This window comes from Paenibacillus terrigena DSM 21567, from assembly GCF_000374845.1.
Taxonomy (GTDB): Bacteria; Bacillota; Bacilli; order Paenibacillales; family Paenibacillaceae; genus Paenibacillus_K; species Paenibacillus_K terrigena.
The window spans coordinates 462,409-478,658 of the sequence record NZ_KB895415.1 but is presented as its reverse complement, the minus strand read 5'-3'; the positions used below and the strand labels follow the sequence as shown (position 1 = coordinate 478,658).

Annotated in this window: 12 protein-coding genes; 8 read left to right on the top strand and 4 right to left on the bottom strand. The window is 48.1% G+C overall.

Going from position 1 to position 16,250, the window contains the following annotated elements:
- Positions 1 to 4: 4 nt before the first annotated feature.
- The 8 genes from C558_RS0113740 to C558_RS31010 all read left to right on the top strand — a co-directional run bounded on the left by C558_RS0113740 (position 5) and on the right by C558_RS31010 (position 10,034).
- Complete coding sequence (locus tag C558_RS0113740) at positions 5 to 892, top strand: carbohydrate ABC transporter permease (protein ID WP_018756859.1); 888 nt, start codon at positions 5 to 7, stop codon at positions 890 to 892.
- 75 nt (positions 893 to 967) lie between these two features.
- Positions 968 to 2,527 carry an ABC transporter substrate-binding protein gene (locus tag C558_RS0113735; RefSeq protein WP_018756858.1) on the top strand — a complete coding sequence of 520 codons (1,560 nt, stop codon included), beginning with the start codon at positions 968 to 970 and terminating at the stop codon, positions 2,525 to 2,527.
- A 632-nt stretch (positions 2,528 to 3,159) separates the two neighbouring features.
- Positions 3,160 to 4,926 (top strand): glycoside hydrolase family 35 protein, encoded by a 1,767-nt coding sequence (locus C558_RS0113725; protein WP_018756856.1) that lies wholly within the window; start codon positions 3,160 to 3,162, stop codon positions 4,924 to 4,926.
- Between the two features lie 44 nt (positions 4,927 to 4,970).
- Positions 4,971 to 5,867 (top strand): aldo/keto reductase, encoded by an 897-nt coding sequence (locus C558_RS31015; RefSeq protein ID WP_018756855.1) that lies wholly within the window; start codon positions 4,971 to 4,973, stop codon positions 5,865 to 5,867.
- A gap of 27 nt (positions 5,868 to 5,894) precedes the next feature.
- Positions 5,895 to 7,826: a DUF8034 domain-containing protein gene (locus tag C558_RS0113715; protein WP_018756854.1), complete on the top strand. Its 1,932-nt coding sequence runs from the start codon at positions 5,895 to 5,897 to the stop codon at positions 7,824 to 7,826.
- A 161-nt stretch (positions 7,827 to 7,987) separates the two neighbouring features.
- A complete protein-coding gene (locus C558_RS0113705; protein ID WP_018756852.1) occupies positions 7,988 to 8,761 on the top strand; it encodes an SDR family NAD(P)-dependent oxidoreductase in 774 nt (257 codons plus the stop codon).
- Positions 8,762 to 8,789: 28 nt separating this feature from the next.
- A complete protein-coding gene (locus tag C558_RS0113700; protein WP_018756851.1) occupies positions 8,790 to 9,707 on the top strand; it encodes a fumarylacetoacetate hydrolase family protein in 918 nt (305 codons plus the stop codon).
- 12 nt (positions 9,708 to 9,719) lie between these two features.
- Positions 9,720 to 10,034: an L-rhamnose mutarotase gene (locus C558_RS31010; RefSeq protein ID WP_018756850.1), complete on the top strand. Its 315-nt coding sequence runs from the start codon at positions 9,720 to 9,722 to the stop codon at positions 10,032 to 10,034.
- Between the two features lie 114 nt (positions 10,035 to 10,148).
- On the opposite strand, the gene C558_RS0113690 is transcribed toward C558_RS31010, so the two are convergent.
- From C558_RS0113690 to C558_RS0113675, 4 genes are all read right to left on the bottom strand, one after another.
- A complete protein-coding gene (locus tag C558_RS0113690) occupies positions 10,149 to 11,363 on the bottom strand; it encodes a Gfo/Idh/MocA family protein (RefSeq protein WP_018756849.1) in 1,215 nt (404 codons plus the stop codon).
- Positions 11,364 to 11,378: 15 nt separating this feature from the next.
- Positions 11,379 to 13,586, bottom strand: coding sequence for a hypothetical protein (locus C558_RS32560; RefSeq protein WP_211220758.1), 2,208 nt, complete (start codon positions 13,584 to 13,586; stop codon positions 11,379 to 11,381).
- 103 nt (positions 13,587 to 13,689) lie between these two features.
- Positions 13,690 to 15,273, bottom strand: coding sequence for an ABC transporter substrate-binding protein (locus C558_RS0113680; RefSeq protein ID WP_018756847.1), 1,584 nt, complete (start codon positions 15,271 to 15,273; stop codon positions 13,690 to 13,692).
- 52 nt (positions 15,274 to 15,325) lie between these two features.
- A complete protein-coding gene (locus C558_RS0113675; protein ID WP_018756846.1) occupies positions 15,326 to 16,213 on the bottom strand; it encodes a carbohydrate ABC transporter permease in 888 nt (295 codons plus the stop codon).
- Positions 16,214 to 16,250 lie beyond the last annotated feature (37 nt).

The following is a 16,250-nucleotide window of genomic DNA, read 5'->3' as shown; positions in this document are numbered from 1 at the left end:
AACTATGAATTTTTTTAGGAAACAATCGTTGTCCAGATGGCTGATTCATTTGTGGTTTATCATCTTTTCTGTTTTCTGCCTGATCCCGCTTGTCTATGTCATTTCCATTTCATTTTCAACCGAGTCGGATCTTGCAGTGGACGGTTATCGCTTGATTCCCAAAACGTTTACGACGTTTGCATACAAATATCTATTAAAAAGCCCGGATCAACTGATCACCGGTTATACCGTATCGGTGACGGTGACCGTGCTCGGAACGGTCTTGAGCCTACTGATTACGGCCATGCTCGCTTACGTGCTGTCCCGCAAAGATTTCCGCGGCGCCAATAAATTATCGTTCTTCATATTTTTTACCCTTCTATTCAACGGCGGTCTTGTGCCATGGTACATCTTAATTAAAAAATATTTGTTCATCGGCGATTCCATCTTTGCGCTGATCTTACCGTATGTTATTATGCCGTGGCACGTCCTATTGATGAAAGGGTTCTTATCCGAAATTCCGCTCGCACTGATCGAGTCGGCCAAGATCGACGGCGCGAAAGAGTGGAGAATCTTCTGGCAAATCGTCTTACCGATTGCCAAACCAGCCATGGCCACTGTAGGGTTATTCATCGCATTCGTCTATTGGAACGACTGGTGGCTCGCGATGTTGTATATCGATAATGAGAAGCTCATTCCTCTGCAATACATGCTCTACCGGATTATGAATAATATTCAATATTTGTCGAGCAGTATTAGGCCAGGTACGGTGAATATCGATATTAGCCAGTTTCCGAATGAAACGGCGCGGATGGCGATTGCCGTAATGGCCGCGGGTCCGATTCTCGTCGTATTCCCATTCTTCCAGAAGTATTTCGTGAAAGGTTTGACCGTAGGCGCCGTGAAAGAGTAATTATTCTGTTGGTTGTAACGGCTTCATGCCGATATACAATAAATAAATCACTAGAATCATGAGGGAGGTTGTTTCATGGAACAGACAAAGAGAGTGAAATCCGTAGTATCCGTACTCGCCGTATGTCTTATGTTCTCAGGAAGCTTAATTGGGTGCGGGGCAAAAGACGAAAAATCGGCCGATGCTACTCAACAGAATGCGACGACTCAGGAATCAGCTCAAACAGAACCAGCTGCAACAGATCCAGCCAAGCTAGAGCCAGTAGATTTGACATGGTATCTTGACACTTCACCACAATCGGATGTTGCTTCAGTAGAAGCAGAAATGAACAAGATTCTGAAAGAAAAGCTGAATGTGACGCTGCATCTGAAGATCGTCGATTGGGGTGCGTACGATCAGAAAATGCAGGTTGTGAACGCTGCTGATGAGAACTACGATCTGGCGTTCACCGCGAACTGGGCGAACAACTACTACCAGAACGTCAATAAAGGCGCATTTATCCCACTCGATGACCTTCTAGAGAAATATGCGCCAACCATTTTGGAAACGCTCCCTAAAATGGGCTGGGACGCGACGAAAGTGAATGGGAAAATCTATGCGATTCCGAATTACCAAGCTTGGACGATGACCAATGGCATTATTATGCGCAAAGACTTGGCTGATAAATTTGGGGTCAAACCTGAGAGCATCAAAAAGCTTGAAGATCTTGCGCCTTTCCTAGAGCAAGTGAAGAAAAATAATCCGGGTATGGTCCCTTATGAGAATGAATACAACGGGGAGTTCGGCAAAAATCTTGTTTATTATGGACTTGATGAGGTTGCAGGACGCAACATTCCGGGGGTTATTAAGTTAACGGATACTTCCTTACAGGTAGTTAACCAATTTGAGTCTGAAGAATATAAATCGTTCGTTACAATGATGACGGATTGGTATAAAAAAGGGTATATCCGCAAAGACGCGGCGACGCTCAAGGATGTACAAGCAGATCGGAAAGCCGGCAAAACAGCCAGCATGAATGCAGGGAACTTCGGGCCGGTAATGGAAGGGGAAGCACCACTTGACGCTGCTCAGAACCCGGTTTATAACGTTAGACTTACTCAGCCTACCCTGTTGACGAGTTCGATTATTGCGACCATGACTGGGATTAGTGCGACATCGAAAAATCCGGAACGTGCTGTTATGTTGCTAGACTTGCTGTTTAAGGACAAGGAGCTCTACAACCTATTAGCTTACGGTATCGAAGGCAAACACTATAAGAAAATCGATGATAACAATACGATTGAGATCATGAATGATGGTGGCTATGCCCCTGGATTTGAATGGGAAGTAGGAAATGCATTGAACGCGTATCCACAAAAAGGCTCCGTCCCTGGCACTGCGGAAGCAACGAAGAAGATGAACGAAAGCTCCACGCCGTCGCCATTGCTCGGCTTCAGCTTCGATCCAGCACCGGTGAAGAGTGAGATCGCTCAAGTAGGCACCGTGACCGCGCAGTATATTGCACTCTTGGAGACAGGCTCTGTTGACCCTGATAAATTGTTGCCGGAATTTATCGACAAGCTGAAAAAAGCCGGTAGCGACAAAATTATCGCTGAAGAGCAGAAGCAAATCGATGCTTGGAAACAAACCAAATAATAATCGTTTGAAGTGCAGCCCTTAGAATAGACATTGGAAAAACCCCTAGGTTTAACCGATGAAAATGGTATTATCCCCTTTAAGTAGACACTCAAAAAAACCTTCAGGTTGTGATGGGAGTTTGAGTGACACTTGGAGGGGATATTTTATTGTCGCTTGGCAATTGTCGGACGCGTTGGGAGCTTAGCTATTTTCATATGTCTACTTGACCGGGGTATGACCTGGTGGTTGTTTTTTTTGTTCTATGCTCGAAAAGCTACATTTTTTAGAGATATATTAACTTTTTGAAGAGTGCATTTTCCTAAAGATCTGTTGTTTTTTCATATTTTGTTGTTTCAGACGAATGAAATTCGACTTATGATAGGGGCGAAGTAATATACGCAATATGAAATTCATATTTCAGGAGGTACTTCTGCTGACAGCCGGCGAAATCGGCAGGCTGATAGCTATTCAACATACCGAAAATGTGGTGCATCGTCATCAATCACACAGCTTCGTGAGAGGGAACTGGAGGAATTCGGAGACTTCCAGCCCGAATGCGCCTCGCATGTATTTGGAGCGAGATGACTGGGTGGGAGTCGTGTTGCGGGTGTAGACCAAGTTCTCTCATAAAAAAAAGGAGGCATGAACACATGCTTACAATGGATGGACGACAATTTTTATTTAACGGGAATCCCATTCGAATCTTATCAGGGGCTTTGCATTATTATCGAATCGTCCCAGCATATTGGCGGGACCGGCTTCTCAAATTAAAGGCTTGCGGGTTCAATACGGTTGAAACGTATGTACCGTGGAATTTGCATGAGCCTAAAGAAGGTCAATTTAACTTTGAGGGAATTGCAGATCTCGAACGATTTATTCAGATTGCGGGAGAGCTCGACCTTCATGTCATCGTAAGACCGAGCCCGTATATTTGCGCAGAGTGGGAATTCGGCGGGCTGCCGGCGTGGCTGCTGAAGGAAGACAACATGCGGCTTCGCTGTTCTTATCAACCTTTTTTGAACAAAATCGACGCTTATTATGACGTGCTATTGCCTAAGTTGGTTCCGCTGCTTAACACGAATGGCGGACCGATTATGGCGATGCAAATCGAAAATGAATACGGAAGCTATGGCAACGATAAGAACTATTTGAAGTATTTGAAGCAGGCGATGGTGGAGCGCGGAATTGATGTTCTACTGTTCACTTCTGACGGATACACGGACAGCAATTTGCAAGGCGGCACGCTCCTTCCGGAGGTTTTGGCCACCGTCAACTTCGGATCGCGGCCGGATGAGGCGTTCGGTAAGCTGACGGAGTATCAACCGGACAAGCCGATCGTCTGTATGGAATTTTGGAACGGATGGTTTGACCATTGGGGCAAACCACACCACGTTCGGGACAGCAAAGATGTTGCTGAGGTGCTGGACAGCATGCTGGCCATGGGCGCATCGGTGAATTTTTATATGTTCCATGGGGGAACGAATTTCGGATTTTATAACGGTGCGAACGATTTGGGCAAATATGAGCCGACGGTAACCAGCTACGATTATGACGTATTGCTAAGTGAATCTGGTGACTTAACGGATAAATATTGGGCGGTTCAGAGCGTACTCTCGAAATATACAGAAGTTGAAGATATCGTATTACCGTCCTCGCCACCGAAGAAGCATTACGGCGAAGTCCGATTAACGGAGCATGCGCGCTTATTCGACTCGCTCGCTACGTTATCAACGCCGATTCACAGCGTATGTCCAGAACCGATGGAGCGGCTCGATCAAAATTATGGGTTTATCCTGTACACGACTTCGATCCCAGGGCCTGTATCCCAAGCGAAACTTGCGATTCAACAGGTGCGAGATCGTGCACTCGTATTCCTGGACGGCGTGTATCAAGGCGTTATCGAACGTAATACGCACGATGTGAGACCAGACGCAACGGAGCGCGATATTGTGCTGGACATTCCACCCGAAGGCGCGACCTTAAGCATTTTGGTCGAAAATCAAGGACGGATTAATTACGGCTACGGGATGAAAGATCCGAAAGGAATTACAGAAGGCGTTCGTCTGGGGATGCAGTTCCTCTACCATTGGACGATCCATACGCTTCCGCTCGATGACTTAGCTGCTCTGAAATATACGGATGCGCAAAAGCAGGATCTTTGTACACCGACGTTTTATAGAGGAACTTTTCAAATTGACGAAGCATGCGATACGTTTCTGAAGATGGAAGGCTGGAAGAAAGGCGTCGCATTCATCAATGGGTTTAATCTTGGACGTTACTGGGAAATCGGTCCCCAGCAAACGTTGTACATTCCTGCTCCGCTGCTTCGCGAAGGGGAAAATGAGCTGGTACTTTTCGAACTGCATGGGACGGAGAACAAGGTTGCAACGCTTCAGGATCATGCCGAGTTGGGTTAATTCGGTTGAAGGAATAAATTTGGATCGAAGAAGGAGTAAAGACGATGGAATATACGATTTTCGGCAAGACAGGACTGAAAGTATCCAAGCTTGGCTTAGGCGGGGCGCCGCTTGCAGGCGATTTCGGCAAGACGGATGAAGATGAGGTGCAGCGAATGATTCACGAGGCACTCGATGCCGGCATCAACTTCATCGACACGGCTCCGAAGTATGGGTTCGGCGAATCGGAGCGCCGAATTGGTCAAGCACTTGTCGGCCGCAGAGATAAGGTTGTGCTGACGACCAAAGCGATCAGATCAGACTTGACCTACGATTATAAGAGCACCATCCAGTCGGTGGAGGACAGCTTGCAGCGACTGCAAACGGATTGGATCGATCTTCTGCAGATTCACGACGTGGAGACGCAGCCTTATGATCTTGTCATCAACGAGACGCTCCCTGCATTAGAGAAGCTGCGGCAGGATGGGAAGATCCGTTATATCGGCGTGAGTACGCGGGTTTTACCATTGATGATGAGATATATGAAGACCGAACGCTTTGATGCGATTCAATTCTATGCGCGCTATATGCTGGCTGATCATACGGCCAAAGATGAAATCTTGCCGCTCGCGAAGGAGATGGGTCTTGGCGTCATCAATGGCAGTGTGCTCGGCATGGGGATTCTTGCGGATTCGCCGGCTCCGTTTCTGGAGCAGGAGATACTGGACAGAGCCAAAGAGCGTCTGGAGAAATTAAGTTTTCTTCGCAAAACGGAGTCGAAAGGATTGATCGAGCCGGGCATGCGCTTCAGCTTAAGTCAACCGGATATCCATGTGTCTTTGACGGGGACGGAAACGATGGATGCGCTTCGGATGAATCTAGCTTTTTGCGATGGACGAGGGTTAGAGCCGGATGAGCTGCGTCAAGTGTATCAACTGTTCCAAGGGCAAACGTTATTTTAGTTACAACGAAGTGGGAGGGAGAGTCACATGACTTCAACGCTAACGAATGGAAGCATCACGAGGATTGAAGCTACAGAGCGGGTCGTTCCAGAGGCGTGGGCGCTGCAGGAGCAGCTGCTTTTTGAAACGCTGAACAAGGCAGCCAAAGAGTTCGTCGAGCGGTACACGCATCCAGACGGGACGCTCATTTGGTTCGAGCATTGGCCAGGGATGGATGGATCAGATGATCCTTATGAAGGGTTTATGAATTTGGCGCTCTTGTATGTTCTCGGGGGATGCAGCGAACTGCATGAAGTGTCTCGAAAAATATGGGAAGGCATTACTTGGCAGTGGACGGAATACGGGCAAATTCACCGCGAGTTCGATGCGTATTACGATTGGATGCATCATGGGGAAGGCTATTTGTATTTATATTTTCTTGGTCTGGCAGGGCCCTCGACGCTTAAGGATCGGCAGCGTGCCAGCAAATTTGCAGCGATGTATACGGGCGACGACCCGCAAGCGCCGAACTATGATCAGGAGCGCAAGCTTATCCGATCGCCATTGACAGGCAGCCGCGGTCCTAGGTTTGAGGTATCTGAGGAAGATTGGAGCACGCACCGAGGCATTCTGGACGATTATTTAGCCCCTTACGAAGATATTCCTGGGGTCGATTTTGCAAGCGGCAAGTGCCCTTGGTCGAACGATGAGGTCTATCAGCAGCTCCTAGCCATGATGAACGAGCGGATGAATCGCGGCGATGTGCCGTTGAATTTGAATGCGACGGGATTGATCACGCATGCGTTTCTTCATAGCGGAGAGGAGAAGCTGCGGAGTTGGGTCGTCGAGTATGTGAACGCCTGGCAAGAGCGGACTCGTGCTAACGGCGGCATCATTCCTGACAATGTCGGACTCACAGGTCAAATCGGGGAGTACAACGACGGCAAATGGTGGGGAGGCTACTACGGCTGGCGGTGGCCTCACGGCTTCATGACGATCATCGAGCCGCTGACGAATGCCTGCATGAATAAGGTATTGCTTTCGGGCGATATGAATGGGCTGCAGCTGGCACGGGAGCAGCTCGATCGCAACTGGGAGCTGGGCCAAGAGAAGGAAGGCAAATGGTTGGTCCCATTCAAGCATTTCGATAGCGGCTGGACCGATTATCGGGAGGCGCTGCCGAAATATCCGATCTATCTGTGGTCGATGTCGATGGCGGAGGAAGATGTGGAACGCGTTGAGCGCATCCCGAAAGATCATGACTGGAATGAGGTCATCGTGCCAAAGTACTCCGGCAGAGACCCAAGGACCGGGCGGGAGACGAAGCATTACATTGGTAATACGCAGCCGTGGTACCAATATATCCGCGGGCTCAACCCGGATTATCCACAGCGGATATTAAGCGCCAATTACGAAATGATTGGCAATCAGCTCGCGAAGATGCGCTCTCCGGAAGGTGATCCGTATCAATGGTCGGAGCATTATAGCGAAGGGATCTATTCGGCCATTCACATTTGGCAGGAAATGTGCCCGTTATATTTCGAAGGACTTGTACAGCTGACGCTGGGCGGACCGATGCATATCTCGCATGGAGGTCTGCAGCATGGCCGCGTTCGTTATTTTGACGCTGTGGCGAAGCGCCCCGGACTGCCGTCGGGCGTATCTGCCTTGGTGGAGAAGCTGACTCCGGATTCCGCAACGGTTCATTTGGTGAACACGAGTCTGTTCGATGATCAAGAGGTCATCATACAGGCTGGCGTATTTGGCGAACATCGATTCTTAGGTGGAGAAATCATCAATGCTTCGGGCGAAGTGACCGGGACGTTAGCGGTTGAGGGGAAATGGTTGCACGTATCGCTGCCAGCGGGAACAGGCATCACTTTGAGACTGTCTATGGAGCGGTTTGTTCATTCTCCATCGTATGATATGCCTTGGCCGAGTGTAGAGAAGCCGACCACGATTCAGGGGCGGACCGAGTGATGATCATTGATGCACACCAGCAGGCAGCTTCACGGATATGCTCGGAATGGTCGGCGCTGCCTTACCGTCTGAAATGACTGGGGCTCAAATCGAAGCTATTTTTGGCGGGAATGCGGTTCGGACGTATAGGTTGCAAATGAAAGAGACACAGGAGTGAGGATATGCGATTACAAGATAAAGTAACACTGATCACAGGTGCAGGCTCAGGCATCGGAAGAAGTACAGCATTGCTGTTCGCACAAGAAGGAGCAGCCGTTATTGTCAACGACGTGGATGAGGTCAAAGGCCAGGAAACGGTGAGCGAAATTATTGAAAAAGGCGGCGAGGCGCTCTTTATTCAAGCTGATGTTACCCAGCCGGAAGCGGTCCTAGCGATGGTGGAAGCAGCCATCGCTGAATTCGGACGTATTGACGTGTTGTTTAACAATGCGGGTATCAGCGGCGTCGGCGCATTGCACGAAATCGAGCCGGATACGTGGGACCGGATCATGAGCATTAATGTCAAAGGCGTATTCCTGCCTTCGAAATATGTGTTGCCCTACATGATGGAGCGCAGAACGGGCTCGATTATCAACATGTCGTCGTGCGTTGCTGAAATGGGTCTTGCGCGCAGAGCTTCTTATGGAGCGACGAAAGGTGCGGTGCTCGCCTTAACCAAATCGATGCAGGTCGATTATGCGGCCTTTAACATCCGGGTGAATGCGTTGCTGCCGGGGACGATTTATACACCATTCATGGAGAACTATTTGAAGACGTCGTATGATGACCCGTCAGCTGCGATCGAATCCTTGAAACAGCGCCAGCTCAGTGGAGAGCTTGGCAAGCCAGAGGATGTCGCTAACGCGGCCCTTTTCCTCGCTTCGGACGAGTCCAAGTTCATGATGGGTTCCCCGCTGTACATTGACGGCGGCGTCGTATTCGGTAAGAACGCATAACAATAGATAGACAGGAGTGTTGGGACGAATGAAACTGTTGAACTATGAAAATAACGGGCAATTAAAGCTGGCGATTAAAACGGATCAAGGCATTCTGGATGTCGCAGCAGCGCTGGAAAGCATATCATCCATGCCACAAGGAGTACTGCCGGTGACGATTCATGACGTCATCGAAGGCGGAAGAGGCGCTGTTGCTGCATTGCAGCGCTTTGCAGACCAAGTGTTGGCGGGTGGAACGGAGAGCAAAGCTTATTTGCTCGATGAATCAACGATCCAATACGCCCCCTGCGTGACGCATCCGAGCAAAATTATATGCGTAGGACTCAACTACCGCAAACATGCGGAAGAGACGAACGCGCCGATCCCGGCATACCCGATCTTGTTCAACAAATTTGCTAATACGCTATCGGGACATGGATGCGAAGTTCCGCTGCCAGAGAAGGTATCGTCGCAGGTTGACTATGAAGCTGAGCTTGTGATTGTCATCGGCAAAAAAGCCAAATACGTAGACAAGGAACATGCGCTGGATCACGTGTTCGGTTATTGCAACGTCAATGATTTGTCCGCGCGCGATTTGCAAATGCGAACACATCAATGGCTGCTTGGCAAATCTTGTGACGGCTTTAGCCCCTTAGGGCCTTATCTGGTTACGGCGGACGAAGTCGGTGATCCGAACAATTTGGACATTCGATGTATCGTGAACGGCGAGGTTAGGCAGCATTCGAATACGTCGGATATGATTTTCCATTGCGATGAAATCGTCAGTTATATTTCTCAGCATATGACGCTGCTGCCGGGCGATATCATTCTTACCGGAACGCCCGCTGGCGTCGTGCTTGGATATCCGAAGGAGAAGCAGGTCTATTTGAAGCCGGGAGATGTCGTGACGATCGAGATCGAGAAGCTGGGCGCTCTGACAAACCGCATGGTGAGTGAACGATTGTAGAGGAGTGGGGATATGGCAGCAAACAGGGTAACAGAAGTTAAAGTAGCCCACCTTCACCCGGATCAAGTTCAGCGGTACGAACAGCTTCACCGCGATATTCCTGCCGGAAACGAACAGCATATGCGGGAAGCGGGCATTGTATCGTTGCGGATATTTCGCGAGGGACTGACCCTGTTTATGATTGTCGAGTCGGATCCATCCTTGGCGCTTCCGGATCGGGTCATCGACCACCCGCTGGAAGAAGAGTGGCATCGGTTGACAGGGGAGTGCTTTTCGAAGATATGGCGGGATGCCAGCGAGATTTATCAATTGCATGATGTGCACTGAGGAAGAAGATCTGGAGACGAAGCGATTAAAATCTTAAGCAAGCCATAAAAAGCAGGGACTCTGAATTTAAGAGCTCCTGCTTTTTATATTCTTAAAGCATAAAAATCATTTGATTCATAAAGTGACAGGATAAAATTGATCACTTTCGGAAAATGCGTTGGCCTGCAGACATACAAGAGCACTGCGGATGCCGTCTTTCAGCGGGGCTACAGATTCGGTCGTTTTGCCTTGCATCAGGTGTACAAAATTACGCATGAGTACTATATCTCCGCCGCCATGACGCGAACCTTGATCATCAAGACGCACGGTGGTTACTTTGTCACTCATATGGTCAAATACTTTGATTTCATTCGTGGCGAAATTGAATTCCACGGTGCCTTTGTAGCCGTACAGCCTTGCACCGCGCCGCCCGGCACCTTTGCGGGCAAAGAAGTTCTGCGAATACATGACGTGCATGCCGCTCGCGTAGTTCACAATCATACTGCCGGAGTCTTCGTTGCCGGTGTCTACCGCAAAACCGCAATAATCGCTGCGCGGCGTGTCATTGCGTAGATTAATGATGTTGTAAGTGCTGTCCATGCAGGTTTCCCATTTGTCGCATTCGCTGCAGCGCAGGCCGGCTGGCATGTCGCCTTTATAAATCTGTTTGGACTTCATGGCACAGACGTTCATGGGTTCTTCACCGAGCAGATAGTTGATGACGTCGATATCATGCGTAGCTTTTTGCAGGAAAAGCCCCTTCGATTTGGACTCATCGCGGTACCAGTCGTGGAAATATACATACCCATAGGGAACATCGTTAAACGCCTGTACATGCTCCACCTTGCCAATCGTGCCGGCATCCAGAATACGCTTTACCTCCTGCACCAGAGGTGTGACGCGCAGCGGGAAAGAAACAACCGTGGGAGCCGTTGCTTTTGCTTCGCACTCCGCTAGTGTTCTTAGATCTTCCATCGTCGTAGCTACCGGTTTCTCCAAAAACAGCGGCAGATTGCGATTCAGCACTTTTTGAGCGAAATAAGTATGCGTGTTGCAGTTCGTACCCACGATCACGCCGTCCAGCTTCTCTTTGTCCAGCATTTCGTCTGCATCCGTATAAAAGTTAATGGTATCTGGATTCATCTCGCAGCTGCGCAAAAGCCCGTCGATTTTATCGATTTCCATGTTATGCATCATTTCTTTCGAGCCGTCTTTTTTCATCAAAGCCCGCACGCGTTCGTGGTTGGTATCTGCTACTGCTTTGATGTTGATTTCATAAGGCAGTGCAAACAAATCATCCATCAGCATGTCGATCCGCACGCCGTATCCAATAACACCAATATTCAACATAAGGAAAACCTCCCGTTATTTTTTAATCTCAATTTGCACACGCTCTCCGGCTGACAAAGGGACAGTTTTCATGCTTCCAAAGTAATGATGCGTTACGCGCTGAGCGTCTGTACTTTCGTCCGTAAGTACCGTAACGATCGTACTGTATGCGGTAGGATTATACATTTCCATGGATACAGAATCCTCATTCCACTGTGTAACCAAGCATTCCACATGGTCAAATACCTGCAATGTGCGGCTGGCGAAATCCACATATACGCCCGGTACTTCTACAAATGTAAGCAGCATGGAAACTTCCGGCCAGTTGGAACCATAGAGGAATTCCCCAACCGTTTCCTTACCTTCCCAGTCACTTGTCTGCACACGCTCGTTCATATAGCCTGCGGGCAAATATTGCTTCTCGAGCGTAAGCTCCGGATCTTCTGCCAGAGATACATACTGCGGTAAACTGTGTGCGATAGCATGTAGATCATGTAGATATTTTGCTTTACCTGTAAAGCGATACAGCTTGAGAAGACTGTTGCCTGAAAGTGTACAAATACCAGGCGCAGAGTGTTTGTTCTGTGCGTTGGCGAACACCGTGCCGCTGCTGTGAACACCGCGCTTGGCTGCTGTACTATGTGCAGGGAACACAAAGTCGTAGCTCATAACCCACGTCATGGCAATTTCACAAGTTTCTTCTGCATAAGAAAGCCAGATGCTCTTGCGGGTCGTCTCATGCAGCTGCACATAGCTTTCCAGCATGGCGAATGCCGCTTCGCTATCCGGCGCTTGACAGATCTCCCCAGGACAACCGTTCAGCATCCCTTTTTTGACATAGTTGTGGTAATAGTACTCCCCAAGCTGCTCTGCAACGTGGAGGTATTCTGTACATTGAAAATATTCGCTCGCCAGTGCCAGCGCGCCTACAGCCATACATGCTCCGGCCGAGTTACCTACTACGATTTCTTCTGTAGCCATATCAATAAACTGTCCGAGCTGACCGTATTGTTGGAACAGCCGAACAAAGGCATCGCAAAGCGCTTTTACGGGTTGCTCAAACTCTATTGTGGAATGGTGGTTATCCGAAAGCCAAAATAGCTGCTTCAGCACGAAATAAAGCAAATCGGCATTTTTTCGAACTAACAGAATGGTATCAGGGTTACTGTCGCCACCGTCACCATAAAACTTTCCATTTCCATACATGCCGAATACCCAGCCGCTAGGGTGCTGCAAGCGCGAGAAAATAAAGCGGAGCGTAGAAAGCGCGCGCTGCCGTGCTTCAGATGAATCTTCCATCAACAACGGATAGCTGTTGATACCTCCGCCAATCCAACCCGCTTGCCAACACTGCTGATGGATGTTCCAGTTGGTTCCTACCGTGTAATATCCTTCTTCCGTAAAGTTTTCCTTTTGGTACTTTTCTTTGATGCTTGTATATGCCTTATAGAACGGAACATTATAGAATTGATTCGGGGCTTCCAATGTTGTCTTGGTGCTGTTTACCAGCTTGAAAAAGTCCGGCAAAGATATTTGCTGCCAATGAAGGACACAGACCGTCAGCGTTAGTGATTGACCCTGTTTGAACATAGCGCCGGTATCTTGTGAAGGAGCTGAGACGTCTGGACGAAAGCCATGTCCGTCGTTCTGGTCCCCAAAAAAATATTGAGTAGTCTCGCGTACACCTGGAACAGAAAGCACAAAAGAAGCTTTGCTATCGATTTGATTTTCATCAACAGTAAAGCCTGTATAATAACTGCCGCATTGGTGCTCTCCCAATAGAACAGAACCGGATTGGCCGTTAAAATCATAGAACCCGCATAAAGGCGATGCCATATCACCAGAAAGTAAAGAAATTTGTGATTTTCTGTTCTCCATATCCAAATGAGGAATGCTGGTAATGACTTCGGCATCTGTAAATCGGCTGTTGTGGGGAGGCTCATAATAAGGCGGGTAGGGAAGAGGTAAGCTTACAAAACGATTGCCATTATAAACCGCACCGGGCATCAACACATAGTTGCTCTTGTCCCATTGCTCTGTTGCCATCGAAAATGAAAAATTCATCGGATCGGTTGTATCTTCATGAAAAGACAGGGTAATATTGAATCGTTGTCCATGTGGAAGTCGTTGCGTTGTCATCGACGCACTGCATGGGAACTGTGAAAAAGCAACCTCGTTATTTTGCAAATTCACGTCAACGATTTCAGAGTCTTGCACTTCACTGCCAGTAAAAGATTTACACATAAGAGAATAGCGCATGTTGAGTTCCTCTCTTTGGGCTTAATTGAAATAGAAATCCGGTGTACGATATAAAGAAATACACCGGATTTCACAAAGGATCGTGAGATTATTTTTTTGCTTTCCAGGCGTCAAATTGAGCCTGTTTTTCTTTGATAATGTCGTCCACGCCGGCAGTTTTCAGGCGCTTCAGGAATTCAGGCAATGTTTTAGCAGGATCGACAGAACCGGAGCTGAGTGCCGGAATCATCTCAGAGGTAACTGCAGCACAGTTTGCAACCTGCGTCTTTACTGGAGTCGGGTCGAATACGAAGCCCGTTACCGGTGAAATTTCTGCTGTTTTGTCAGCTTCATAGATTTTGGTTTGAGTCTCTTTTTGAACTTCACCATCTTTGTTCTTGTCATAGTTCGTACGGGTGAAGTTAGGGCTGTAGGATTGGCCAAGCTGCCATTCGTTAAAGTTGAAATTGTATTTGCCTTCAATCATTGTGAACTTGCCATTTTCATCATATTTGTAGTCAACGCCTTCTTCGCCAAGCGTAATCAATTTGTACAGATCATCGTTGGTGTTGAGCAGTTCAACTAACTGCAAAGCTTTTTCAATGTGTTTGGAATCCGAATTGATTGCAATCGCTGCAGTAGAAGCGGCGCCCGCAGGAATCATCGTGCGAGTGGTGGAGACGGTTACTGCAGGAGCATTGCCTGCGCTTTTCGTCATAGACATATTGCTGGCATCAGGATTACCAGGGTATTCAATGCTGTCAGGCCAGCTGCCTGTTTTCTCAGCGACAAATTTGGCTGCTTTACGGTCAGGAGAAGTATCTTTTACGGTTGCGCCATCCTTGCGAACATAACCTTTGACGAACCAGTCGCGCATCATTTCAGTGTACTTCGCAAAATCTTCCGTCTCAAACTGGTTGATGACTTTGTCTGGATTGTCAAGGTTAATCCAGCCAGGGATGCTCGTATCACCTACGGCTTCCATGTTCCATAACAGTGGATTGCTGGCAAACAAGCTTTCAATGGAGCTGGTTTCAAACCCGATCATTCCTTTGTGTTTTGCTAGAGCATCGCCAAGGAAAGGCCCGATCTTATCAAGTGCCTCAATGGTAGGCTTGTCTTTCAAGGCTTTCCAGTCGAACCCGGTTTCCTCTACAAGATCAGAACGGAATTTAAATCCCTCTCGTTTGGCAGTGCCCCATTGTTGATAGTTCACAAGTCCATAGATCTTACCATTTACTTTAACGCCTTCCCACAGTCCTTGAGGGATACGGGAATACGTTTGAGGTGCATATTTAGGAAGGAGGTCCGTTAGGTCGGCATAAGCTCCTTTGGCGGCGTTTTCGAAGAAGTTGATGCCACCCCAGTTAGCAGTGAAGCTGAGATCCCAATCGTCGCCGGAATTGATCATCAGGTTCATTTTCTCGGCATAAGTACTGCTGTCTACAAGAATTAGATTCAGCTTAGCATTGATTTCTTTGCCAATGATTTCGTTCGCTTTCTTCATGATGCGGTCAAAGTCATTGACGGGGCTGTTCATCATGTAGAAATTGAGCTCAACCATCTCTTCATTACCCGCAGCAGGTTTCTCAGCAGATTTGCTGGTTGTGCCTGCATCTTTCTCTCCGCATCCGCTCAGCAGCATGGTTAACAGCAGCGTTACGGACAACAGAATCGCAGAAAATTTTTTCATTGTCGTTCCCCCTAGATTTTTATTTATTTTTCCGGTTGGTTTACCGGTAAAATTACTCTTTTACAGCGCCTATTGTCAATCCTTTTTCAAAGTACTTCTGCAGTAAAGGGTACAGCAAAATAATAGGACCGATGGCGAGTACGCAGGTTGCCATGCGCGCGCCTTCACTAGGCAGCATGCCAATCGCTGCTTCCATCGATTGGGAAGCCTGTGCGTTCGACTGCAAATATCCAATATTGTTCATTAACGATTGGAGCAGATATTGCAGGGGCCGCAGCTTCGGTGACTCGATATAAAGCGATGCGGTCATCCAATCATTCCAGTATGCAATGGCGACGAACAAACCGATGGTTGCGAGCGACGGCTTGGAGAGCGGTAGTGCAATCCGGAAAAAAGTACGGATTTCACCCGACCCATCGATTCGCGCTGACTCAATTAATGAGTCTGGAATCGTTCGGAAGAAGTTTTTCATAATCAGCACGTTAATAGTCGATACCAGGTAGACGATAATCAGTACCCAGATGGTGTCCTTCAGATGCAGGATGCGCGTCAGCAAAATGTACTGCGGAACAAGACCGCCGTTGAACAGAACCGGAAGATACACAAATAAAGTGAGCGCTCTGCGGTGAGTCACTTCGGGACGTGTCAGTGAATACGACAGCATGGAAGTAATCAGCAGATGCAGAAGCGTGCCGACAACCGTCACAAAAATCGTAACGGCATATGCATTTAGAATAGAGCCTGCTCCGCTGAATACATACTGGTAAGCTGCCGTGCTGAACTCTTTGGGCCAGAAGCGATATCCGTCAAGCATCAATGATTGCTCGTCCGTAAACGATATGGATACAACCAAAAGCAATGGAAGGATGCAGGCAAGGCTCAGTGCAATGAAAATAAGATGAATTGTTATTTTTGAAAAATGTAGCTTTTTAAGTAGCATGGTTCTCCCTCCCAAGTAGAAACGCTATCCTGTCTGA

Bases quoted from the DNA above. Each gene is read 5' to 3' on its own strand.
- C558_RS0113735 (WP_018756858.1), top strand. From the start codon at position 968: ATGGAACAGACAAAGAGAGTGAAATCCGTAGTATCCGTACTCGCCGTA.
- C558_RS0113715 (WP_018756854.1), top strand. From the start codon at position 5,895: ATGACTTCAACGCTAACGAATGGAAGCATCACGAGGATTGAAGCTACA.
- C558_RS31010 (WP_018756850.1), top strand. From the start codon at position 9,720: ATGGCAGCAAACAGGGTAACAGAAGTTAAAGTAGCCCACCTTCACCCG.
- C558_RS0113700 (WP_018756851.1), top strand. From the start codon at position 8,790: ATGAAACTGTTGAACTATGAAAATAACGGGCAATTAAAGCTGGCGATT.
- C558_RS0113680 (WP_018756847.1), bottom strand. From the start codon at position 15,273: ATGAAAAAATTTTCTGCGATTCTGTTGTCCGTAACGCTGCTGTTAACC.
- C558_RS31015 (WP_018756855.1), top strand. From the start codon at position 4,971: ATGGAATATACGATTTTCGGCAAGACAGGACTGAAAGTATCCAAGCTT.
- C558_RS0113690 (WP_018756849.1), bottom strand. From the start codon at position 11,363: ATGTTGAATATTGGTGTTATTGGATACGGCGTGCGGATCGACATGCTG.
- C558_RS0113740 (WP_018756859.1), top strand. From the start codon at position 5: ATGAATTTTTTTAGGAAACAATCGTTGTCCAGATGGCTGATTCATTTG.
- C558_RS0113675 (WP_018756846.1), bottom strand. From the start codon at position 16,213: ATGCTACTTAAAAAGCTACATTTTTCAAAAATAACAATTCATCTTATT.
- C558_RS0113725 (WP_018756856.1), top strand. From the start codon at position 3,160: ATGCTTACAATGGATGGACGACAATTTTTATTTAACGGGAATCCCATT.
- C558_RS0113705 (WP_018756852.1), top strand. From the start codon at position 7,988: ATGCGATTACAAGATAAAGTAACACTGATCACAGGTGCAGGCTCAGGC.
- C558_RS32560 (WP_211220758.1), bottom strand. From the start codon at position 13,586: ATGTGTAAATCTTTTACTGGCAGTGAAGTGCAAGACTCTGAAATCGTT.